The organism is Streptomyces sp. NBC_00464, from assembly GCF_036013915.1.
GTDB lineage: Bacteria > Actinomycetota > Actinomycetes > Streptomycetales > Streptomycetaceae > Streptomyces.
The window spans coordinates 117,002-137,473 of the sequence record NZ_CP107900.1; the positions used below are offsets into that span (position 1 = coordinate 117,002).

At 69.0% G+C, this 20,472-nt stretch carries 21 protein-coding genes and 4 pseudogenes; 13 read left to right on the forward strand and 12 right to left on the reverse strand.

Features of this window, described 5'->3' with window-relative positions; translation table 11 throughout:
- The first annotated feature begins 1 nt into the window (after position 1).
- Genes OG912_RS38405 through OG912_RS38415 form a run of 3 tightly spaced genes read left to right on the forward strand, consistent with a single transcriptional unit; the run spans position 2 to position 3,267 of the window.
- On the forward strand, positions 2 to 331 hold the full coding sequence (locus OG912_RS38405) for a helix-turn-helix domain-containing protein (protein WP_007445976.1): 330 nt from the start codon (positions 2 to 4) through the stop codon (positions 329 to 331).
- The gene (locus OG912_RS38410) at positions 328 to 2,763 is read left to right on the forward strand and encodes a hypothetical protein (RefSeq protein WP_327713767.1); all 2,436 of its coding nucleotides are present in this window, start codon (positions 328 to 330) and stop codon (positions 2,761 to 2,763) included. Before OG912_RS38405 ends, OG912_RS38410 begins: the two co-directional genes overlap by 4 nt.
- Before the next feature lie 51 nt (positions 2,764 to 2,814).
- Positions 2,815 to 3,267 carry a hypothetical protein gene (locus tag OG912_RS38415; protein WP_327713768.1) on the forward strand — a complete coding sequence of 151 codons (453 nt, stop codon included), beginning with the start codon at positions 2,815 to 2,817 and terminating at the stop codon, positions 3,265 to 3,267.
- Here the strand turns inward: OG912_RS38415 and OG912_RS38420 are convergent.
- From OG912_RS38420 to OG912_RS38440, 5 genes are all read right to left on the reverse strand, one after another.
- The gene (locus OG912_RS38420; protein WP_327713769.1) at positions 3,249 to 3,644 is read right to left on the reverse strand and encodes a hypothetical protein; all 396 of its coding nucleotides are present in this window, start codon (positions 3,642 to 3,644) and stop codon (positions 3,249 to 3,251) included. The two genes, OG912_RS38415 and OG912_RS38420, sit on opposite strands and share 19 nt — an antisense overlap.
- 399 nt (positions 3,645 to 4,043) lie before the next feature.
- The gene (locus tag OG912_RS38425) at positions 4,044 to 4,715 is read right to left on the reverse strand and encodes a hypothetical protein (protein ID WP_327713779.1); all 672 of its coding nucleotides are present in this window, start codon (positions 4,713 to 4,715) and stop codon (positions 4,044 to 4,046) included.
- Positions 4,716 to 5,041: 326 nt separating this feature from the next.
- Positions 5,042 to 5,341 carry a hypothetical protein gene (locus tag OG912_RS38430; RefSeq protein ID WP_327713770.1) on the reverse strand — a complete coding sequence of 100 codons (300 nt, stop codon included), beginning with the start codon at positions 5,339 to 5,341 and terminating at the stop codon, positions 5,042 to 5,044.
- Between the two features lie 146 nt (positions 5,342 to 5,487).
- The gene (locus OG912_RS38435) at positions 5,488 to 5,718 is read right to left on the reverse strand and encodes a recombinase (RefSeq protein WP_327713771.1); all 231 of its coding nucleotides are present in this window, start codon (positions 5,716 to 5,718) and stop codon (positions 5,488 to 5,490) included.
- A gap of 129 nt (positions 5,719 to 5,847) precedes the next feature.
- Entirely contained in the window at positions 5,848 to 6,822 is a 975-nt protein-coding gene (locus OG912_RS38440) for a quinone oxidoreductase family protein (RefSeq protein WP_327713212.1), read from the reverse strand.
- Between the two features lie 125 nt (positions 6,823 to 6,947).
- Here OG912_RS38440 and OG912_RS38445 point away from each other — a divergent pair, with 125 nt between their 5' ends.
- Positions 6,948 to 7,595 (forward strand): TetR/AcrR family transcriptional regulator, encoded by a 648-nt coding sequence (locus OG912_RS38445; RefSeq protein ID WP_327713772.1) that lies wholly within the window; start codon positions 6,948 to 6,950, stop codon positions 7,593 to 7,595.
- Between the two features lie 206 nt (positions 7,596 to 7,801).
- Here the strand turns inward: OG912_RS38445 and OG912_RS38450 are convergent, their stop codons facing one another.
- The 4 genes and pseudogenes from OG912_RS38450 to OG912_RS38465 all read right to left on the reverse strand — a co-directional run bounded on the left by OG912_RS38450 (position 7,802) and on the right by OG912_RS38465 (position 9,703).
- Positions 7,802 to 8,062, reverse strand: a complete 261-nt coding sequence (locus OG912_RS38450) for a hypothetical protein (protein ID WP_327713641.1) — start codon at positions 8,060 to 8,062, stop codon at positions 7,802 to 7,804.
- 381 nt (positions 8,063 to 8,443) lie between these two features.
- Positions 8,444 to 8,779 (reverse strand): annotated as a pseudogene (locus OG912_RS38455) (helix-turn-helix domain-containing protein); the annotation flags it as partial.
- Positions 8,780 to 8,798: 19 nt separating this feature from the next.
- Positions 8,799 to 9,161: pseudogene (locus OG912_RS40200) on the reverse strand (transposase); the annotation flags it as partial.
- A gap of 233 nt (positions 9,162 to 9,394) precedes the next feature.
- Complete coding sequence (locus OG912_RS38465) at positions 9,395 to 9,703, reverse strand: transposase (RefSeq protein ID WP_327713215.1); 309 nt, start codon at positions 9,701 to 9,703, stop codon at positions 9,395 to 9,397.
- Between the two features lie 164 nt (positions 9,704 to 9,867).
- On the opposite strand from OG912_RS38465, the gene OG912_RS38470 reads away from it, so the two are divergent.
- Both OG912_RS38470 and OG912_RS38475 read left to right on the forward strand, forming a co-directional pair.
- Complete coding sequence (locus OG912_RS38470; RefSeq protein WP_327713642.1) at positions 9,868 to 10,488, forward strand: hypothetical protein; 621 nt, start codon at positions 9,868 to 9,870, stop codon at positions 10,486 to 10,488.
- Positions 10,485 to 10,958, forward strand: coding sequence for a hypothetical protein (locus tag OG912_RS38475; RefSeq protein ID WP_327713216.1), 474 nt, complete (start codon positions 10,485 to 10,487; stop codon positions 10,956 to 10,958). Before OG912_RS38470 ends, OG912_RS38475 begins: the two co-directional genes overlap by 4 nt.
- 328 nt (positions 10,959 to 11,286) lie before the next feature.
- Here the strand turns inward: OG912_RS38475 and OG912_RS38480 are convergent, their stop codons facing one another.
- Positions 11,287 to 11,805: a hypothetical protein gene (locus OG912_RS38480; protein WP_123471870.1), complete on the reverse strand. Its 519-nt coding sequence runs from the start codon at positions 11,803 to 11,805 to the stop codon at positions 11,287 to 11,289.
- A 331-nt stretch (positions 11,806 to 12,136) separates the two neighbouring features.
- Here OG912_RS38480 and OG912_RS38485 point away from each other — a divergent pair.
- The 3 genes and pseudogenes from OG912_RS38485 to OG912_RS38495 all read left to right on the forward strand — a co-directional run.
- Positions 12,137 to 12,586, forward strand: a pseudogene (locus OG912_RS38485) (GGDEF domain-containing protein); the annotation flags it as partial.
- The gene (locus OG912_RS38490; RefSeq protein ID WP_327713217.1) at positions 12,583 to 13,026 is read left to right on the forward strand and encodes a hypothetical protein; all 444 of its coding nucleotides are present in this window, start codon (positions 12,583 to 12,585) and stop codon (positions 13,024 to 13,026) included. The pseudogene OG912_RS38485 and the gene OG912_RS38490, both read left to right, overlap by 4 nt.
- Positions 13,023 to 13,241: a hypothetical protein gene (locus tag OG912_RS38495; RefSeq protein WP_327713218.1), complete on the forward strand. Its 219-nt coding sequence runs from the start codon at positions 13,023 to 13,025 to the stop codon at positions 13,239 to 13,241. The genes OG912_RS38490 and OG912_RS38495 overlap by 4 nt, the downstream gene beginning before the upstream one ends.
- Before the next feature lie 368 nt (positions 13,242 to 13,609).
- Here OG912_RS38495 and OG912_RS38500 read toward each other — a convergent pair whose 3' ends face one another.
- Positions 13,610 to 14,503, reverse strand: a complete 894-nt coding sequence (locus OG912_RS38500) for a hypothetical protein (RefSeq protein WP_327713219.1) — start codon at positions 14,501 to 14,503, stop codon at positions 13,610 to 13,612.
- The gene (locus OG912_RS38505; protein ID WP_327713220.1) at positions 14,500 to 18,843 is read right to left on the reverse strand and encodes an AAA family ATPase; all 4,344 of its coding nucleotides are present in this window, start codon (positions 18,841 to 18,843) and stop codon (positions 14,500 to 14,502) included. The genes OG912_RS38500 and OG912_RS38505 overlap by 4 nt, the downstream gene beginning before the upstream one ends.
- Positions 18,844 to 19,071: 228 nt before the next feature.
- Here OG912_RS38505 and OG912_RS38510 point away from each other — a divergent pair.
- The 4 genes and pseudogenes from OG912_RS38510 to OG912_RS38525 form a co-directional block, all read left to right on the forward strand.
- Positions 19,072 to 19,215 (forward strand): annotated as a pseudogene (locus OG912_RS38510) (IS1380 family transposase); the annotation flags it as partial.
- A gap of 371 nt (positions 19,216 to 19,586) precedes the next feature.
- The gene (locus OG912_RS38515; protein WP_327713221.1) at positions 19,587 to 19,979 is read left to right on the forward strand and encodes a hypothetical protein; all 393 of its coding nucleotides are present in this window, start codon (positions 19,587 to 19,589) and stop codon (positions 19,977 to 19,979) included.
- 92 nt (positions 19,980 to 20,071) lie between these two features.
- A complete protein-coding gene (locus tag OG912_RS38520) occupies positions 20,072 to 20,275 on the forward strand; it encodes a hypothetical protein (RefSeq protein WP_327713222.1) in 204 nt (67 codons plus the stop codon).
- Entirely contained in the window at positions 20,272 to 20,454 is a 183-nt protein-coding gene (locus tag OG912_RS38525; RefSeq protein WP_327713223.1) for a hypothetical protein, read from the forward strand. The genes OG912_RS38520 and OG912_RS38525 overlap by 4 nt, the downstream gene beginning before the upstream one ends.
- Positions 20,455 to 20,472 lie beyond the last annotated feature (18 nt).

Here is a 20,472-nt window from a genome sequence, read left to right on the forward strand (position 1 = left end):
TATGACGGTCAAGCTCGACTACAAGTGGCATCTGCGCGAGGTCATGGCGACCAGGGGCATGTTCTCCACCACCGACCTGCGGCCGCTGCTGGCCGAGCGGGGCATCGACCTGTCGGCCAGCCAGGTCTACCGCCTGGTGGTCGAGACGCCGGAACGGCTCAACCTCAAGGTGCTGATGGCTCTGCTCGACATCCTCGGCTGCTCGATGGACGACCTGATCGAGCCGGTCGCCGCGGGCAGGCCCCGGGCGAACAAGGCCGCGGACGGCACCGAGACCACCGGCGTCGGCGCTTTCCGGCCCAAGCGGGCCCGGATCGTCGGGCCGTCGTGACCACCATCCCGAGGGCCGAGACGGATCCGAACACGGTGATCGTCGACCTCGTCGCCGCGGTCGATCCCCACTTGCCGCCGCAGACGGTCCAGCACGCGATCTCCCAGGCCGTACATGCCAAGCCGCGTGCTGTCCTTCTGGCCCGGACGCTGGAGCGTGATCCGGGGCTGCTGACCTCGGGCCGGGCCGAAGGCCCGGCTTCGGTTGAGCGCTTGATCCGTCTTCTCGTCCAGGCCGGCGCCGTCAACGTCGTCCGGCCGCCCTGCTCGCGCTGCGGCAGGCTGGGGCCACTGACGAACACCAACGGCTCTGGCCTGCGGACCTGTGCCTCATGCGGCGGGAGACGCGCCGACACGCGATGGGCGTGCGGCGGCTGCGGCAACAGCAAGACCCCGCGCTACGGGCTGGACCGCTCCGGTCGTGAAGTCTGCCGGTCCTGCTACCAGATCGAGTGCACCGAGGACCCGGGCGCCGACCTCCTGAACCATCTCAACGGCCTTGCCCTGGGGCTCGGCGAGTCCGTGCTTCAGGAGGTGATCGCCGAGGTCACCAAGGGCAGCAGCTCCATCACCCGGCGCCTGCTCTGGGACGTTCAGGATCAGCCGGGCCTGCTGGCCGGGCAGGCCCACCACCACGGGCCCCGGACCCTGCTTCTGGCCGAGCGACTGCACCAGGCCGGCGCTGACGGTGTCCCGGCGCCGAGGTGCCCGCACTGCGACCGCACCGTCCGGCTCAGCCACTCCATCAAGCGGCTCCGGGTCTGCGGCACCTGCTACAACCGCTCGACCGCCCAGTCCTGCACGCACTGCGGTCGCTCCCGGCCCGTCGCCGGACGCACACCCGACGGCTCGCCCATCTGCAGCGACTGCCGCGACAAGGACGCCACCTGCCAGGAGGAATGCGTCGGCTGCGGCCGTCATCGGGCCGTTTCGGCCCGCACCGAGAACGGGCCGCTCTGCAAAACCTGCCGCAAGCCGCCCACGATGCAGTGCGGCAGCTGCGGTAAGGTCCGCCCCTGCTTCCATTCCGCCGCCGGCACCCCGCGCTGCCGGGCCTGCCTGATCACACTGGAGCCCTGCACCGACTGCGGGCGCACCTTGCGCGTGGTCGCCCGGACACCTCGGGGGCCGTTCTGCGAGAACTGCTGGGAGATCGCTCCAGAGGCCCGCAAGCCGTGTCAGCAGTGCGGCGCCGTCGAGAAGCTCTTCCACCACGGCCTCTGCCGCCGATGCGCCGGTGAACGCCACCTGCGGCACCTGCTGACCTCCCCGGACGGCACCACCCGGCCCGAACTCGACAAGATCGTGGACGCGCTGCTGAACTTCAACTCGCGACGGACACTGCTCTATCTGCGGGAGTCGGCGACCGCCACCCGCCTGGTCACCGACCTCGCCTCCGGAAACTGCGAGCTCACCCACGAGGCCTTCGATGCCCGCAGGACCGGGCAGAGGGACATGGCCCTCGACTACTTCCGCGCCGTCCTCGTCTCCGCAGGCATCCTGCCCGTCCGCGACGAATACATGGCCCGGCTGGAGCAGTGGATCGACCGGAAGCTCGACACGATCGATGACACCGAGGACCGCAGGCTGATCACCGCCTTCGCTCGTTGGGACCGCATCGCACGCCTGAGGCGACGATCCCGCGGCAAGCCGATATCCGCCCAAGCGGCCGACATCATCCAGACCCAGATCGTTAAGGCCATCGCCTTGCTCGACTGGATCAAGGACCAGGGCGAAACTCTGGCCACCTGCCGGCAAGCACACATCGACCTCTGGCTCACCTCCGAAGACCACCAAGGCCCCTACACCGCCGCACCGTTCGTCACCTGGGCAGTCCGCAGCAAGTTCGCCTCCAACATCAACATCCCCTCCCGCCCCCGGCGCGTCTCCCACCTCCCGCTGGACGCCGACACACGCTGGAGCATTGCCCGTCGGCTCCTCAACGACGACTCGATCGAGACGAAAGACCGCGTCGCCGGGCTGATGGTCCTGCTCTATGGCCAGACCCCCGCCCGAACCTGCCGACTGACCACCGCACACGTCATCCAGGACGACAAGGGCGTCGCCCTTCAACTCCACGAGATCCCATTGAGGCTGCCGCCGCCCCTGGACACCCTGGTCCTCCGACTCGTCGACATCGCCGAAGATCACCAGCACACTGTGACGGCGAACGAGTCCAACACACCCTGGCTCTTCCCGACCCAGCAGCCGGGAAAGCACCTGACCAGCGGCCAGCTCCTCGCCCGACTCCGGAAGATCGGGCTTCCCTCCGAGTCCGGCCGTTGCGCGGCCCTGCTCGACATCTGCACCACGATGCCGGCGGGCGTCCTCGAACGCCTCCTCGGCATCAGCCCCGCCGCTGCCGACCGATGGGCAGCAGGAGCCGTCAGAGCCGCCTACGCAGCCGAGGTGGCCCGCCGATCAGGCGGCTGAGACCGATTACGCAGCACCCGAATCTGCTCGGCGGCCTGCCATCATGCTCGGGTGGCCCACGACATAGTGTTCTTTCTCGCCCCCGATGACGAGACCGCGGCTGCGACGCGCCTGCGGGGACCGGGGGAGGCCTTTGAGTCTGTGACCTGCCGTTTTATTGAGCCGGACAGTGCCATCGCCGAATGGGACATGTACTTCGAGGAGCCTTCGGCCGAGGCCCCGCCGATTGAGCAGCTTCTCGGTTGGGCGTGGCCGGAGTGGGTCACCGCTCCCTTGAACGATGGAGTAGAGGTGTTCGCTCTGCCGAAACGGCTGACCCGAGCGCTGGCCAACGCAAGCTCTACCGAACTTGAAGAGCTCGCAGGCCGCTGGACCACGCGGCTCTGGTCTGAGGACGGGGACGACATGACCGACGATGACCTACTGGCGGTCCTGCAGGGAGTTGCCCGCCTCGCGGTGAGTGCGGTGAACACCGGTGGCGGCCTCTACAGCTGGAGCTTCTGACCACCCGCCTTCGAAGGCGACTCGCGTTTGACGCCGCTGCACGCCAAGAGCTCGGTCCCCGTGGCGTCGAAGTACAACGTGAAGTGCCACGACCGGTCTGCTGCGTCGATGATGCCGGTACGCAACTGCTTGTCGCGGTGCTGAGCCAGGATCTCGACGGTCTCGTCGAGGCCGAGGGTCGTCAGGCCGATTTTCAACGACCGCCTCAGCCTCGTCGCAGCGATGCCGGCGACCATCCAATGGGGCACCTCGTTGTCCCAGACCATCACCTGGCCGCCGGCGGCGATGGCCTCGCGTGCTGCCTTGCAGGCACGGGTCTGGTCGGTGAGCATCGCGGCGATGTCGGGCTGGCTAGGGCTCTCGTCCTCGGTGGCCATTCGGTGACTGTAAGGGGCGAACGCGGGCGTTGCTACAGGATTCGGCGTGGCCTGCTCGGGGCGCTGGGCCGCTCTGCCTCTCCTGCGGCGCACTTGAACTGAACCCGCTGCCCAGCCGCCTATGCCGCACGATCGAACATCGGAACCTACCGACACTTGCCGAGAAGGCGGGCAAGTCCGGCTACATCGACCACGCCACGGTCGTACGCAAGCAGGGTGGCGAGGGCACCGCGTACCCCGAGCCGGTGCAGGACGTCTCCGGTCACGGCACGGCGCTGATGGAGCTGTACCTTCTCTGCACCAACGGCACGTTCGGCTGCGCTCGTTCTTATGTGGTGCACGTGGCCGGGGGCCGCTGGATCTCCAGGACGACTGCCGTGCCTGCCACGGATGACGCTCTCAGTTGTCGCTGTCCTTGACACCTCCTCGCAGGCCCCATTCATCCAGGCCGGAGTAGATCAACGCGGTGCGGCCTCGCGGAAAGGAGAAAGCCTCGGCCTCCCCTGTATATACCGCCACAAGTGAGTCGGCTCCTCGCCACCAGGTGTCGGCAACACCCATCACCTCGCGCACCTGCTCGTACCCGTCCAGCACGATGCCATTGACATCGTCACCGGTGACCCTGACGATCTGCTTCGCGCACGTGGACGCGTGGTCCGTCAGCGCGAGCGACTCCACCCAGCCCTCGACGGTGGCATGGAGGGGCACCCACTGATCTGCGTGAATGCCGAACTCGCCAGACGGTCCGATCATGAACGAATAGGGAACTGCGGTCCGCTGCATCCCTGCTTCGAACCACCATCCTTCTGACGCAGAGCCTTCGGGGGAGTCCGCTTCGAGGTACCGCGGGCCGCCGTCGTACTGCGATGCGGGTGGTAGAACCAGACCTCCCCAGCGCTCTTCATAAGCCACCATCCGGTCGAGGACCGCCGCCGGGATGTCTCGCTCAAGCCACCACTGCCTGTGCTCAGCGATGGGCCGGACATCGACCTTGACGCCGTGTGCTTGAACGAACGATCGGGCTCGTCGGGTCAGGCCGTCGGGCACATCGTTGAAGAGGTTGAGATTCACCATGGAGACGCTACCCAGTGGGCCAGGGACCCCGGCCCCCGGCCCTTTGCGCTTCCCGCAGCACCACGACCGGTCGAGCTGAAGACATCGGTCCCGGCTGCCCTATTCCGCACGCCCGAATATCCGAACCTACCGACACTTGCCGAGAAGACCGGCAAGACCGGCTACATCAAGCACGCCACGGTCGTACGCAAGCAGGGCGGCGAGGGCACCGCGTACCCCGAGCCGGTTCAGAACGTCTCCGGTCCCGGCACGGCGTTGATGGAGCTGGACCTTCTCTGCACCAACGTCGGCGCTAGACATCCGACCGAGCGTGGCACGTCGGATCAGTGCCGGAATCGGGCGACTTCCCCCTCGATTCGAATCAGGAACTCCGTGATCGGGGCTCCGCTGCCCTCCGGAACGAGGGCCAGGTCTTGAGCGTAGATCGTCTCGTCTGCGGCCAAGGCAGCATCCTCGTCACCGCGGCGCCAGGCATCACGGGACGAGGCGAAGAGGGGAGCAAGCTCTTCCCACGCCGGACCTGGTCTAAATCGACAGTCAGACCAGAACATATCGCCGCTTTCAAGGGTCAATGTTCCGACCAGTCGCTCACCTTGCCTGAGCTGCCAACTCTGCTCCGTCATGTTCCCCTCCCGCGGTGCGACGGGCACTCTAGCGTGCCGCGACCTGAGACGAGTGGGAATGATCTTGAGGTGGCTGTCGGACTGCTTGGATCTCGTGTTCGTAGTCCTCTCTGTGGAGACAGCGCGCTTCTGGTCCACGCTGCTGATCATTCGGTTGTGGGCCGGCTGTGAGGGAACGAGGGGATGCCCAGGTTCACGGGGGGCAGCTGCTGCGACCGGTGGACTTGGGCCCGCTTGGAGCGCAGGAACGTCAGGGTCAGCTCGATGCCTTCGACCTCGCCCTTCCAGCCCTGGGCGATCGCGTGCTGGCGGCGGGTGACCAGGTCGTCCTCCAACTCGTCCAGCCGGGGCAACATCGTCGGGTTGACCGAAAGCATGGGACATCTGATGCAGGCTTAACCGAACTGATCTTGAAGCGGCTTCCTCGCATCGCGGCCGCTGCCCGTTGACTGAAGGTGACCATAGAGATTCTCGTGATGATGTGAGGTACGGCGTGTCGCGTGCTTTTAGGGCAGGAGGAGGACGCGGCCAAGCTGAGACCGGTCTTCGAGTAGCCGGTGTGCTGCGGCTGCCTCGGCGAGCGGGAGGCGGGCGTGCACGGCGGTGTGCAGTTGCCCGGCAGTCGAGTATTCGGCGACCTCGGTCATTTCTCGGCGGGCCTGCTCGGGGTCGGCCGCGCGCCATGCGATGAGCGAGAACCCGGCCACGGACTTCAGGGCGAAGAGGTTGGTGACAGGCAGGCCGGTCAGCTCGCCGCTCGCAGCTCCGTAGATGACGATCCGGCCGAACGGAGCCAGTACGTCGAAGCTCCGCTGCAGGGTCTCGCCGCCGACGGAGTCGAGAACGACGTCCACGCCTCGCGGTGCGGCCTTGCGGACCTGGTCGGGCCAGTCGCTGTCTGTGTAGTCGATGGCGATGTCGGCGCCGCACTTGCGGGCGAAGTCGAGTTTGGCCGGTGAGCCGGCGGTGGCGATGACCGTGCCGGCGCCGAGCAGTTTAGCGAGTTGTACGGACAGGTGGCCGATGCCGCCGGCCGCGGCGTGGATCAGTACCGTCTCACCCGGCGCAAGCCGGCCGGTGCGCAAGGTCCGGAGTGCAACCGGGGCGCCCATGGGCAGCATGCTGGCTGCACCGAGGTCGAGTCCGTCGGGTATCGGGGCGAGCCATTGCGCGTCGGCGACGATGTAGTCGGCGAACGCGTCCTCGGCCAGCCCTGCGACTCGTCGGCCGACCTGCTGTGTGTCGACGCCGAGTCCGGCGGCTTCGACGGTGCCCACCACGTCGCCGGTGAGTTTGCCGGGCAGAGGGCGCTGGAAGATCGCCCCGCTGGACGGCCCGCGCCGGAACTTGGTGTCGACGAAGTTTGCCCCGATCGCCTCGGCCCGGATGAGCACCTGGCCCGGCCCCGGCGTGGGGATTTCGGCCTCCTCGATCGTGAGGACGTCCGGATCGCCGTATTCGTAGTAGCGGACTCGTCGCATGATGGACTCTCCTGAGGGGCCAACGGGCAAGGGGTGCCACCGCCGACAGCTAAAGTGGACTTCCGGTCAGCTTCGGCGACCGTACTGGACCGTCAGTCCAGTTGTCCATGCGGGGTGAGGACTCGATGACAGAAGGCCGCCGCGAACGTGCCGACGCGGCACGAAATCGGCACGCGATCCTGCTGGCGACCGAGGAACTCCTGGCACGGCACCGGCCCGAGCAGATCTCGATGGAACAAGTCGCCGCCGCAGCCGGCGTCGGCAAGGGCACGGTCTTCCACCGCTTCGGCAACCGCATGGGCCTTATGCGGGCGCTGATGGCAGAACGGGCCCTTGCCCTGCACGAAGCCGTCACGACAGGCCCACCGCCTCTGGGCCCAGGCGCCCCGTCACGAGAGCGCCTCCTCGCCTTCCTCGACGCCGTCGTTGACGTGGTAGCCCGCAACAAGGGACTCCTGGCCGCGCTCGGCCACGCCGTGACGACAGCACACAAGCCCGAAGAGGATCCGCGCAGCGCGCACCCCGTCTACCAGTTCTGGCACGACCACATCACCTCGCTGATCAGCCAGGAGCGTTCGGACCTGGACGCCGAACTCCTAGCCCATATCCTGCTCGCCACCCTGCACAGCGACCCGATCCTGCGCCTGCTGGAGCAGGGCGACGGCCAGCGCCTCGCCGATTCGCTGCGCACCCTGGTGACCGCCTTGCTCAACACCTCGGCGGGCAGAACCGAGCCGAGGAACAGCCGCCACCCGAACGCCCCGCAGCGGTGAGTATCCAGCGGCGCGCCGACCGCGCTTCGCGAGCCGAAGGTCGGGCGAGCCTCAATCCATCGACGTGGATAGAAGTAGGTTGCGGCAGGTTGAAGCCGCTGGATTGTTCAGCTTTTCCTGCCAGGCCCGACTCCCCGAGGAGGTCAGCCAGGCGGCAGAAGGCGGCCCTGCGCTTCGCTGTCCGGTGATCAGAATCCCGTCAGCGCTCAGTCCTCGGAGTCCGTGCTGCTTCGTCCGGCATCGCGGCGGAAGTCGGGCATGCCGAGGTGAACGGTGGAGGGCTGTCCTGCACGGTCGCGCATGGCCTCCAGCTTCTGCGCGGCGGCGGCCTTGGTGGTCTCGATGGCGGCGACCTCGCCGAGCCAGCCCTGTTCCTTGGCCTCCTGGAGGCGGTCGATGAGATTGGCGTGGATCTGCTCGAGGCGAGGCATCTGGGCCGGGTCCACGAGAAGTTGCTTCTGGCTCAAGTACAGGACCTTGGATGCCGCAGCGACGGAGCTGCTGGTGGCTTCGCCGCAGATCCAGCACCGGCTGGACGTGACGGAGAACGCGACGGCGGACGTCGACGTGCTGGCCCGGCTCGCGCGGGATCCGGAACCACGGGTCCGGTTCGTGTACGCGGTGATGCTCTTCGAGTACAAGCGCCGTATCCCTGCCGGGGTGCTGGAGATCCTGGCGCAGGACCTGGAACCGAAGATCCGGCGGATCGTCGGCGAGAGTGAGAAACCGCCCGTCGCGGTGCAGGAGCCACCGCCCGTGCTGATGGCGGAGCAGCGGGTGACGCACCCGGATCCGGCGGTGCGGATGAAGGCCGCTGCTGATCCCGAGGTACCGACCGTCCTGGCCCCGGAAATCGTCCCCGGATCTCGCCCGACGTGCCGGGCGATTTCGCGTACGCCCTTTCCCTGGGCTTTCAGGAGGGCGATCTCCTCCCGCTCAGCGAACGACAGATATCTGCCCGAATGCGGCTTCGGATCGAATGGTCGCATGCCGCCACACTGTCGATACCAGCGGTTTGCCTCCGCCGGCGCCACGCCGATAGCCCCAGCCGCTTCCTCAGCGAGAAGACCATCGGCGATCGCGTCCCAGAACGCCGCCTCGATGTGACGCTGGTACTTCGGATGTCCCGGAGACCTCAACTTCGGGCGCACCGACCGATCGGCTGCCTGCTGACGACGAACCATCCCACACCTCGCTGGTCACGAGGTGTTGCGACGACCGCTTGAATCCGCCTTGGGATCCGCGGTCGCTGTGCAGGATGCAGCCGTCGACCGGGCCGCGCCGGGCCACGGCGTTGTTCAGAGCGGTCACGGCCAGGCGGGACTTCATTCTTGCGTCGATGGAGTAGCCCACGATCCTGTTGCTGAAGACGTCCTTGATCGCGCAGAGGTACAACTTCCCCTCTCCGGTGGCGTGTTCGGTGATGTCGGTGAGCCACAGCCGGTTCGGGCCGTCCGCGCTGAAGGTGCGGTTCACGAGGTCGTCGTGGACCGGCGGGCCGGCCTTCTTGCCCCGGCCGCGCTTCTTGCCGAACACGCTCCACCAGCGGTTGTCCCGGCAGATCCGCCACGCGGTCCGGTCGGCCATACCGGCACCCATGCCTCGGGCCTCGTCGGCCAGGAAGCGGTAGCCGAATTCCGGATCGTCCCGGTGGGCGTCGAACAACGCGTTCGCGCGATACGCCTCCTCGAGCACGGCGTCACCCACCGGCTTGTCGAGCCAGCGGTAGTAGGGCTGTCTGGCGAGCTTGAGCACCCGGCACGTCAACGTGACGGGCACCCCGTCCACGGCCAGCTCCTTCACGAGCGGGTAGATCCTTTTCCCGGCAGATTCGCCTGCGACAGATAGGCCGCGGCCCGGCGCAGCACCTCGTTCTCCTGTTCCAGCAACTTGATCCGCCGACGCGCTTCCCGCAGTTCCGCACTCTCGGAACTGCTCACCCCGGGCTTGGCGCCCTTGTCGATATCCGCGCGACGCATCCATTTCCACAGCGTCATCGGGTGGACCCCGAAATCGGAGCCCACCTGCTCGATGGTCACGCCGGAGTCGCGGTTCCTCGCGACCCGCACGACGTCCTGACGGAACTCCTCCGGATAAGGCTTGGGCACAACGACATCCTTCCCACCTACCCCACAGGGCAAGCCAGTTCAGATGTCACCCGATCGTGCGGCAGACCCAACTGCCCAGGTAGTGGGCCTGCTCCGAGCCCGATGCCAGCTGAAAGCCCGTGGCGGTGTAGCAGTGGGTCCGGCATCATCCCCATGTGATTGTGATGCAACCCGTTCTGGAGATCTCCGCAGCCGACGACTTCGCGCTCTGGCCTGTTCGCGAGCACGAGTCATATGGCTACCTCGTGCTGAACGGGGAGCTCACTCCGGCGGAGGTCGGCACGGCGGTTATGCAGATCGCCGACTGCAACGACTTCGAGCCGGAGGAGGAGCACGGGCCGTGCCCGACCGACCCGCTCGGCGCCTTCCTGCACGGCTTGCTCACCATGCCTGACTTGTTCGCCGCCGGCGGCTTCCGGGTGACCGACAACGCCACCGACATCGTCTTCGTCGAGCCGGGCTGCTGCAACGGCTTGGAGACCTGGCGCGACTGGCTGGAGGTGCTCAACGGCACCGGGTGCGCCTACTTCGGCCACGATCCGTTCTCGACGGCTGAACGTCTTGGCGACATCGTCCGGCTGACGCTCGACGCCCACGAGACGGACAGCAGCCCGGTGATCGAGCTGTCGGTAGACCAGATAGGCACGCTCGTCACCGGCGCCCAGCAGGATTTGCAGGACTTCCTCAGCCTTGCCGAAACCTGGGCTGAACAACACCTGCCGGCACACGCCGCCGCCGTCACTGCCGCCCTGGCACGGGCACTGGACCTGGCGCCCACACCATGACCAGCTTCCTGACCCACCGAGCGCGCGTGCACGACGCCCGGTTCCCCCTCCACCGGCGGCACAGCGCGTTGCGCACTTGCCTCACCGTTTTTGCTCCTTACGGCTTGCGGGCGACATACCACCACCTCACGCTCAGCGCCGCGATCCCCCGTCGGTTGGAGGCGGACCCGGACGCGCTGGCGCGGGCGGTGGAGGAACTGCACGAGGCGCGGGTGCTGTGGCTCGTGCGGGCAGACGAGTACACAGCGCAGCGCCGGGCGGAGAAGCAGGCTGGGCGGCGGGCTGTACCGAACCCTCGGCCGTGGTGGCTGCAGAGTTGGTGGGAAAGCCCCGACCGGGCCTGGTTCGAAGACCCGTTTCGCCACCCGTCGCTGCGTCTGTCCGAGTACGTCCGGCGGCAGAACGCGATTTTGGACGGTGCTGATCCGCCGGCTGCCCGGCTTGTGGGGATGAGGGACCACGAGTGCTGAGCTCGACCGGGCACGGTTGGGTCGAGCTGTGCCGTGGGTGCGCGCGGGCGCTGGCGCCATGTCCGTGCGGGCAGCGGCACCGGTTCGTGCCGGAGACCCCGTTCCACTGGAACGAAATCTGGCGACGGGCGCACATGAGCGATGACGGCACGCCGAACCCACATGTGCCTGCGGGCTAGCCGGTTGGATGCGGCACGGGGGGCTTGAGTGTGGCTGATCAGCTGGGTGGTGGGCTCTTCAGATCGTTGCCCGCCGCGCAGGTGATCGTTGCCCGGCGCTCCTCGTAGCGAAGAGATATCACGGACACTGCTGGGAGGTCGCCAGCTGGTCACCACACGTCGACGGACCAGACGTCGCCCCTCTGATGTCCGTCTGGATCTGGGTCGCCTGACCCGTACGGGTCAGGGTCAGCGACGACGTGGATGCGGGCGGCGGACGCGGATACGCGAAAGCAGTCCATGTCACTCGACGTGTTGTGCTTGTCGAGTTCGATCGTGTGGCCCAGGGCCAGGATGGCGGTCTGCAGTTCCTTGAAGGGGACTCTGGGTGCAAATTCCCCGTACGCCCGCGAGAGCGGGGACGGCACGGTGCTCGGGGACTGGTCGTACAGCAGTCGTTGGATCTTCACGCCGAAGCCGAAGCACGACATCTGCCCTTGTCGCCCTGGCTGGTCCGGCGAGAAGTTGATTTCCACGAGCCCGTAGTCCCGCCGCAGTAGGCCACCACCGGGAACATCGAGGCATGTCGCCCCCAGGGCGGCTTCCCAGGCTTCCGGGTCGGCACCGAGGCCAACTCCCAGGACCTCACCGCAAACGGCGAGGTGAGCGTAGAAGTCCAAAGCGGACACCCGCCAACTCCCTCAACTATCCGGACAGGGTACCCCTTGCTGATCTCCGCACAGGACAGGCGGACCAGCGCCCAGTATTCGGTGATCGTACAGAGCAGCCTGTCAGGGCAGTCGCCAGGTGAGTTCGTCGCCGTCGTCGAAGCCGAAGTCCCAGGCGAAATGCGTCTTTCAGATCAGCTGTGGTCTTCCCGATCCTCCTGGCAGAACCGGGCTTCGCTCACCATGTCCCGTCAGCTAGCCCGGAACCCGCGCGTGGGACCGCCGCAGCCATCAGCTGGCATGCAGGTTCCGGCTTACCAACGTTCAGGATTCCGGGAACCCGCGCGCTTCCGATGCCGACCACTTCAAGGCCATCAACGATGGCCTCGGGCACGCGGCGGGTGACACCGTCCTCACATCGATCGGCGCTCGGCTCACGGCCTGGGCGGGCCCGCACGCTGCCGTAGGCCGCCTCGGAGGCGACGAGTTCGCAGTCGTTCTCAAGCTGGCCCCCGGCCGCCGCGCGCACCGCCTGGAACAGCTGGTCCGGATGCTGCACACACCAGTCGTCCTGGACGACGGCCGCACCGTCGACGTTGCCGCGTCGGTCGGCGCCGCGTCCCCGGACGTGCTCGGCACCCGCGACTTGACCGCGTTACAGAGGGCCGCCGACGCAGCGCTCTACGACGGGAAACACACCGGCCGCGCCCACCTCGCCACCGCCGCCCATGCCACCACGCCGTCCATAAACGGACGCCGCGCCGGGCGTCCGGGCACGGCCGTGTGGGGGCGAGCCGCATGAGCATCGCCTCTCTGCCTCAAGGCGACTGGATCCGCGGCATCACGGTCCGCCAGCCCTGGGCGACCTGCATCCTCGCGGGCAAGAGCCCAGAGAACAGGCCGCGCCCGTGGAGCTGGCGAGGCTGGGTCCTTCTCCATGCAGGGAAGGCCAAGCCGGAGCACGCCGTGCTACGGGAACCGCTGGTCGCCCGCACGATCCTCAATCGGGAGCTGACCGCCGGGGCCGTGATCGGCGTCGCTCGCCTGGTCGACTGCCACCAGGACCCCGACGGATCCCCGCCCTGCACGCCGTGGGCGCAGGCCGGCGCCTGGCACCTGGTCCTCCAGGACGTCCAGGAGCTGCCGCTGCCCGTCCCCGTCGACGGGCAGCTCGGACCCTGGAAGCCGACGCCGGACCTGGTGGAGCAGGCGCTCCAGCAACTGCCCGACTTCCGGCCGTGACCCGCAAGCGAGACAAGAAGCCACCGTTCGAGCCGGGCTGCGTTCCGGCTCCCGGCGGCCTTCTCGACTGGCGCGACAGCCAGCACTACGACCACTGGCAGGACCGCCCCTGCGCGCTGTGCGAACAGCCCACACCGCTGCGCTCCCACTCCGGGGAGCCCGCTCACAAAGTGTGCGCTTCCCTGATGATCGAGTGTGTTCTCAGTCGTCAGTAGAGGTGTGTGTTGAACGTGTGGGATGTGGTGCGGGTGCCGAATCGGAGCGGTGGGGGTCGCTGCCGGCTGAAGGTGTCCTGGGAGTACAGGACCTCCCCTCCGCCCGCCAAGCAGCTGAACCTCCCGCCCGCAGGGCCGTCCCGGCTCTCGTCATGCCGGGCAGCCCTCCTCGTTCCCAAGCACCACTTGAGCCCTGCCAGGGGGAGTGAACAGGTTCGGGTGGGACCTGGCGGTCGCCTCGCCGGGGCACCGGGGCACTGTCCCTGCGCCTGGCCTTTGTGCCTCTACGGGATACCGCCCTGGTGGGAGTCAGGTATCCAGAGGCTCTTCCAATGGCAGCGTGAGAGCGGCCGGCGGTCCAGGCCGAGTCAGATGCCGAGGTAGGGGGCGATGGTGGCTGCGGTGGTCGCGCACCGCAGGTAATTCTCGGCGTGATGGAAACGGAAGAGAGCACTGACGGCGGTGGTGTGGTCCAGGGCGATCCCGTCGAAGAACCTGCTTATCTGGGGCGGGACGGCGACGGGGTCACCGGGGTCGGCGATGTTCACCCAGCGCGTCCTCCCGGGCAGGCCCGCACCCCGCAGCTGCGGGCCGTCGGCGGGCCGGGGTGCGGGGATGAGGCGCTCGAAGACCACGCGGGGCAGCGCCAGCGGCGAGCCCAGCGTGAGGAACAGCTCAGGCTGCAGCTCCGGGTGCGCGTGTAGGGCCTCGTAGGCGACGACCGAGCCCAGCGAGTGTGCGACGACGACGCGCGGCCGGTACTGGGCGATTCGCGCGGCAACTTCCTCGCGCGCCGCTATGCGTTCCGGGGCGTCCGCAGAGCGCAGGTACGCGGTAACCTCACTGCACAGCAGCCGGATGAAGACCCCCAGCGGCCCCTCGGCCAGGTTGAACCTGCGCGCCATCCACGACGTCAGAGCGCGCAGCGGCACCGCGGCGTGCCCCTGCGCCACCTCGTCCGGCAGCCCCAGCTCTCGCGCCCACGCATCAAGCATCTCCTGCGCCAGCGGGTCGTTGAGGAAGTCGCTCTCCTGCTCCCCCTGGGCTGCCGGCCCGGGGCGGAGCCTGTCCGCGTAGTAGGCGAAGTCGACGTCGAGCCGGTCCGGGGAGATACCGAGGCCGCTTTGCAGGTCCCGTGCCCAGGCGGCGGCTTTGAGGGCGCGAAGTTCCTCCTTGCGTGCGTCGGAGATTCCGGTGCCGAAGCTGTTGTAGATGCCGTGTACGGCGACGACTCGAAGCCGCGGAGTCGCGATACTGCTCAACGGAGCCTCCTGACGAGGGGTTCAAGGCTGAGGGCGGCCACTTCGTGGCCGAAGCCGGCCACAACGGTGCCGTCCGCGGTGAGGGTCACAGCTCTCACCGCATCCGGGAAGTGAAATGTGGTGAGGCAGGTGCCGGTGGTCAGGTCCCACACCCGCACCGCCCCATCGCGGTCACCGGTGACGGCGTGCGGGCGATCCTCCAGCAGCGCCACCGCCACCGCCCTCACCGCGCCGGTGTGGCCGGTCAGTTCACGGACCGGGGTGCCGGTGGTCAGGTCCCACACCCGCACCGACCCCTCGTAGCCGCCGGTGACGGCGTGCGGGCGATCCTCCAGCAGCGCCACCGCCACCGCCCTCACCGCGCCGGTGTGGCCGGTCAGGTCGCGGACCGGGGTGCCGGTGGTCAGGTCCCACACCCGCACCGACCCGTCGCCGCCGCCGGTGACGGCGTGCGGGCGATCCTCCAGCAGCGCCACCGCCACCGCCGTCACCCCGCCGCCGGCCAGCTCGCGGACCAGGGTGCCGGTGGTCAGGTCCCACACCCGCACCGACCCCTCGTAGCCGCCGGTGACGGCGTGCGGGCGGTCCCCCAGCAGCGCCACCGCCACCGCCGTCACCTCGTCGGCGTGGCCGGTCAGGTCGCGGACCGGGGTGCCGGTGGTCAGGTCCCACACCCGCACCGACCCGTCGCCGCCGCCGGTGACGGCGTGCGGGCGATCCTCCAGCAGCGCCACCGCCACCGCCGTCACCCCGCCGCCGGCCAGCTCGCGGACCAGGGTGCCGGTGGTCAGGTCCCACACCCGCACCGACCCCTCGTAGCCGCCGGTGACGGCGTGCGGGCGGTCCCCCAGCAGCGCCACCGCCACCGCCCTCACCTCGTCGGCGTGGCCGGTCAGGTCGTGGACTGGGGTGCCGGTGGTCAGGTCCCACACCCGCACCGACCCCTCGTAGCCGCCGGTGACGGCGTGCGGGCGGTCCCCCAGCAGCGCCACCGCCACCGCCCTCACCCCGTAGGTGTGGCCGGTCAGTTCACGGACCGGGGTGCCGGTGGTCAGGTCCCACACCCGCACCGACCCGTCGCGGTCGCCGGTGACGGCGTGCGGGCGGCCGTCCAGCAGCGCCACCTCCACCGCCCTCACCCCGTAGGTGTGGCCGGTCAGTTCACGGACCGGGGTGCCGGTGGTCAGGTCCCACACCCGCACCGCCCCGTCGTAGCCGCCGGTGACGGCGTGCGGGCGGCCGTCCAGCAGCGTCACCTCCACCGCCGTCACCTCGCCGGTGTGGCCGGTCAGTTCACGGACCGGGGTGCCGGTGGTCAGGTCCCACACCCGCACTGACCGGTAGCTGCCAGTGACGGCGTGCGGGTGGCCCCCCAGCAGCGCCACCGCCACCGCCCTCACCTCGTCGGCGTGGCCGGTCAGGGTGCGGACCAGGGTGCCGGTGGTCAGGTCCCACACCCGCACCGACCCGTCGTAGCCGCCGGTGACGGCGTGCGGGCGGCCGTCCAGCAGCGTCACCTCCACCGCGCTCACTCCGCTGGTGTGGCCGGGGAGGGTGCGGACCGGGGTGCCGGTGGTCAGGTCCCACACCCGCACCGACCCCTCGTAGCCGCCGGTGACGGCGTGCGGGCGGCCGTCCAGCAGCGCCACCGCCACCGCCCTCACCCCGCCGGTGTGGCCGGTCAGGGTGCGGACCGGGGTGCCGGTGGTCAGGTCCCACACCCGCACCGACCCCTCGTAGCCGCCGGTGACGGCGTGCGGGCGGTCCCCCAGCAGCGCCACCGCCACCGCCCTCACCCCGTAGGTGTGGCCGGTGAGGGTGCGGACCAGGAATGGTGAGACCTGGCCGCCCGTTGCCCATCGCACAGTCCAGTCGGCGTCGCCGGGCAGCTCATCCTGGAGCGGCGTGTCGCGGAAGCGTGCGGCGTCCAGCGCGAGGAACTGGCGGCGTGCCGCAGGTGGCAGCGTGTGGTGGAGGCCCCAGGAGGCGCGGTAGACGGCGGCATTGAGCCTGGCCTGGTCGGAGCGGGCGTAAAACAGGGCGCCGGCGAGGGTGTGGGGGTCAGCGTGCTGGAGGTAGCCGGCGTCGTCGAGGAGTTCATCGATGCGCCCGGCATCGACCGCGTGCTGGGCGGTGTGCCGCAGTAGATAGCCGGCAGCGTGCTGCCACAGCATGCCGCCGGCCGCATCCCGGGGGACGCAGTCCAGGAGCCGCTCGAACAGGCGCTCTGCCTGACCTGGCAGGGGGTTCGCGGTCATCGGGGGGGCCTCGGCGGACGGCGAGCTGGTGGGCCGGCGGAGCCAGTCGGCGAGGCCTTCGTGGAAGAGCCGGTACAGGGTGGTGCCGTCTGTGTCGATGTCGCGGCGCAGATAGAAGCGTGCCTCCCCGTCCAGGAGGACGAACAGGTCCCGTAGGGACAGGGGAGGGTCGCCGTCGACGGTGAAGGCTGCGGCGGCGTGGACCAGGACACTTTCGGGCATGCCCCGGCCCTGGGCGAAGGCGAGGACCGTGAGCACCGGACGCAGGTGAATCCGGTCGGCGTGGCGCTGCAGGTCGAGTTCGAGGAGATCGGGCAGGCGGCGGGGCACGGCCCGGCCCAGCCGTACGGCCTCCTCGGGCGTGTCGGCGGGCAGGCTGGCCAGAAGATGGTGGATGTAGAGTCCCGCGGTGAGGAACTCGCCCCACTCAAGGGATTCGGCGTCGTGGCCCTCGCGGCCGGTCGGGGCGTCGGTGGTGAGGGTTTCGGCGATCGTTTCTGCCAGGGTGTCCCGCATACTCCGCAGGCCACCGCGGGTGTAGGGGCCGTCGGCGGTCAGGAGTCGTTTGGCATAGACGGCCACATCCCGGCGGACCTCGTGCGGTGCAATGGTGCTCAGGTCCGTGCACGCTCCGGCGTCCCGCGCCAGGCCGAGGAGTTGGTCGAACCGGCTGTCCTCGCGGGTGGCGACCAGCAGCCGCAGCCGGCCGGCCGCCGTCTGCGCGTGTCGGGCGAGGGGGAGCAGCAGGGCAGTGGTGATGTCCTGGGGTTTCAGGGCTTCATCGAGGGCGTCGATGACGATGGTGACCGGGGGACTGCCGGGGGGCAGCAGGTTCAGCAGGTGCTGTGCCGGGTTTCCGGCCGTGTCCTGGGTTTCCTCGTCCGATGGCATTGGGCTGTCGGGGGTGGTGATGTGGCGTAGTTGGCGGGTCAGGGAGGCGGTGATGTCGTCGAGGCCGAGGCGTCGTGCGTGGACGGCCGCGATCCGGTTGTTCTCGCCCGGTACGTGGTCGTCGAGTCCGGACCACAGGGGGCGAGTGTGGCGGCGCAGTGCCGGATGGGCGGCGCACAGGAGAATGCCCAGGAGCGCGGACTTGCCGGCGCCTGCTTTGCCGGTGACCACGCGCAGCCCTGGGGCGGCCGTGTCGTCGTCGAGCCACGCGGTGAGGGTGTCGAGCTGTGCGGTGCGGCCGCTGAAGTAGCCCTCGTCCCAGTCGCGGTCCACCGGTTCGCCGCCCCCGGCGCGGCGCATGAAGTGCTGGGGGTCCGCGGCCCAGTCGGCCAGGCGGGCGATTTCCGGGGGCAGTCCCGGTGCCGGTGTGGTGCTTTGGGGGGTGTAGGAGGGGTTGGGGAAGAATGGTAGATGGGACAGGTCGGCGTGGCCGGGAACGAGACTGGTCAGGATCGTCTGCGGCAGCCCGTCGGCCCGATCGGCCAGTTCGCTGACGGTGCTGTCGATGTCCCGCCAGACCGTGCCGGGCGGGATGTACCGCAAGGAGGGATCGAAGCGGACCTCCAGGTCGCGGTACCTCGCCAGCACCCGTACCAGGGCCTGGCTCAGGCGGTAGCCGAACGCCTGCTTGTCCGGTCCGGTCGCGGCCAGCACCCAGGCCCGGCGCTTGTCCACGTCCATCCGCGAGTGCCAGGCGGTCACTGCGGCCTGCCCGGCGTAGCAGACGTCCAGGACGAACAGTGTCATCGGTCGATGCCGCCGGGGGTGGTCTTCGATCAGGTCGATCCACCCGCCCACCGGCCTGCCCAGGCGATCCCCGTCGCTGCCCAGGATGTACAGCTTCTCGCTGCTGCCGTCGGCCAGCTCACCGTGCCCGACGATGTGCACGATCAGCACGTCGGCGTCCTCGGCCTCGACCGCAGCCTCGACCAGCTTCCCGTGGTCGGCCTGTCCCTCCGGCGCTGCGGTCGGGCGCTGCGTGTACCGGAACTCCTCCAGGATCTTTGCGACCCTGGCAGCATGAACGGGGGCGTCCTCCAGGACGTCCAGACCGAACCGCGGCGAGTCACCTTCCTCAGTACGCGTCAACGCGATCCCCAGCGACAGCACCACGTGCCGCGGTTCGCTCACGCCCCCCGCTTGCTCCACGCCCGACGCCACCACCCTCCGCCTCCGGCCCTTTGGCACCTCGATCAGCAACGCGGTTCGACGATAGATACTCGATACCTCCGTGATGGCCAGATCACCGAGATCGGGAAGCGACTGTTCTCCTGGAGGACGACTCGGGAGGGCGCCGGCACCGGGCTCTTTCAGTACACCGGCCGAAGGACTTCCTGAGGTGGGGTCAGGGGGCGAGGGGCCTTGACCCGCGTCCTCCTGCTGGACGGCGAACTCGCGGCTGCCGAACCCAAGAAACTCCGCTACCGGCTCTTGCACGTCGCCGCCCGGATCACCCGGGGCGGCCGCCGCCTCCACCTGCGCATATCAGCGACTTTGCCCTGACGACATGAGCTCGCGGCCGCATTCCGCCGCCTGGCCGCACTGCCTCGCCCCGCCAGCTGACTCGTCGTCCCCGCCCACCTCGACTCAAGGACCTTGGAGAACCCGACCCCGCGTCGGGCCCTCCCCATGCCCCCGGCCGACGCGGCCTCAAACAACCTTGCACAGCCGACCAGCAGCACCAACTGAAAAGCCGAGGTTAGGCTCCGACGGCGGCTGCTGATCTGAACAGAAGGACTTGACAGGGAAGTGCGCTGAGAACTGGATCTCCGAACACCCCACCGAGGCCCGCCTCGGCAGGTTCGCCTCCGACGTCCAGCCCAAACGCCGGCGCGACGACAACCACGCCTGAGCTCCTCCACCTGGAGGCCCCCGTGAACAGCACCCCTCCGCACGACGTCGAACACACCCTCGCCTACCCCGAGCCGCCCGCCTCCCCGCTCTGGCACCGCAGGGTCCGAAGCCCCGGCCACTCACCCCGGAGCAACAGCGTCGCAACTGCGAGCTTCTGCTCCGCGCGCAGCACACCTCCCGACCCCGCTCCCCGCGCACCACCAAGACCCGGGCGGAGGCCCGCTCATGACCTCTCAGACAACTTCGCCATAGACGGCTACGTCGACGCCATCCCGGCCCCCGGCTCAAACTGGGGCACTGCGACGTTCGACCTGATCCACTCCCCCAACCACGCGGGCCGGATCGCGCCCGACACCCCGGACACCGTGTACGCCTGCACCACCGGGACCCGCGTATCGCCCACGCCCTGCTGAACGAGATCCAGCCCGGCGACCTCCTGCGCGTCACCGGCACCGCCGTCCAGCCCGACGGCCCAACCGACCCGGCCCTGCTCACCGTCGGCGCCATGGAAGTCCTCAAGGCTGCCCTCACCCCGATCCTCTACGACCTGGTCCTGGAGCGCTGGGGCGGTTATGCGGCCGTGTTCGATGCTGACCACGAGGCCGTGCCGGTGTTCACCGTGGACGGGAAGTGGGTCGGCGAGGCTGCCAGTTCCGACGTGATCCTCGACCTGATCGGCGCTTTCGAGAAAGAGGACGGCCTGCGATGACGGCCGCACTCCCCGCGCAGCGCACCCTCCTGGAGCGACTCGCCGCCGGCCACCCCCGCGGCTCCTGGCCCGCCGCCGAATACGCCGCCGCCCAGCGCGACCAGGGCCGCGACGCCCACCTCGTGATGGACCTCGCCACCAACCAGCTCCTCCTGGTCACCGACACCACCACCCACTAACCACCCCACCGAGAGGTG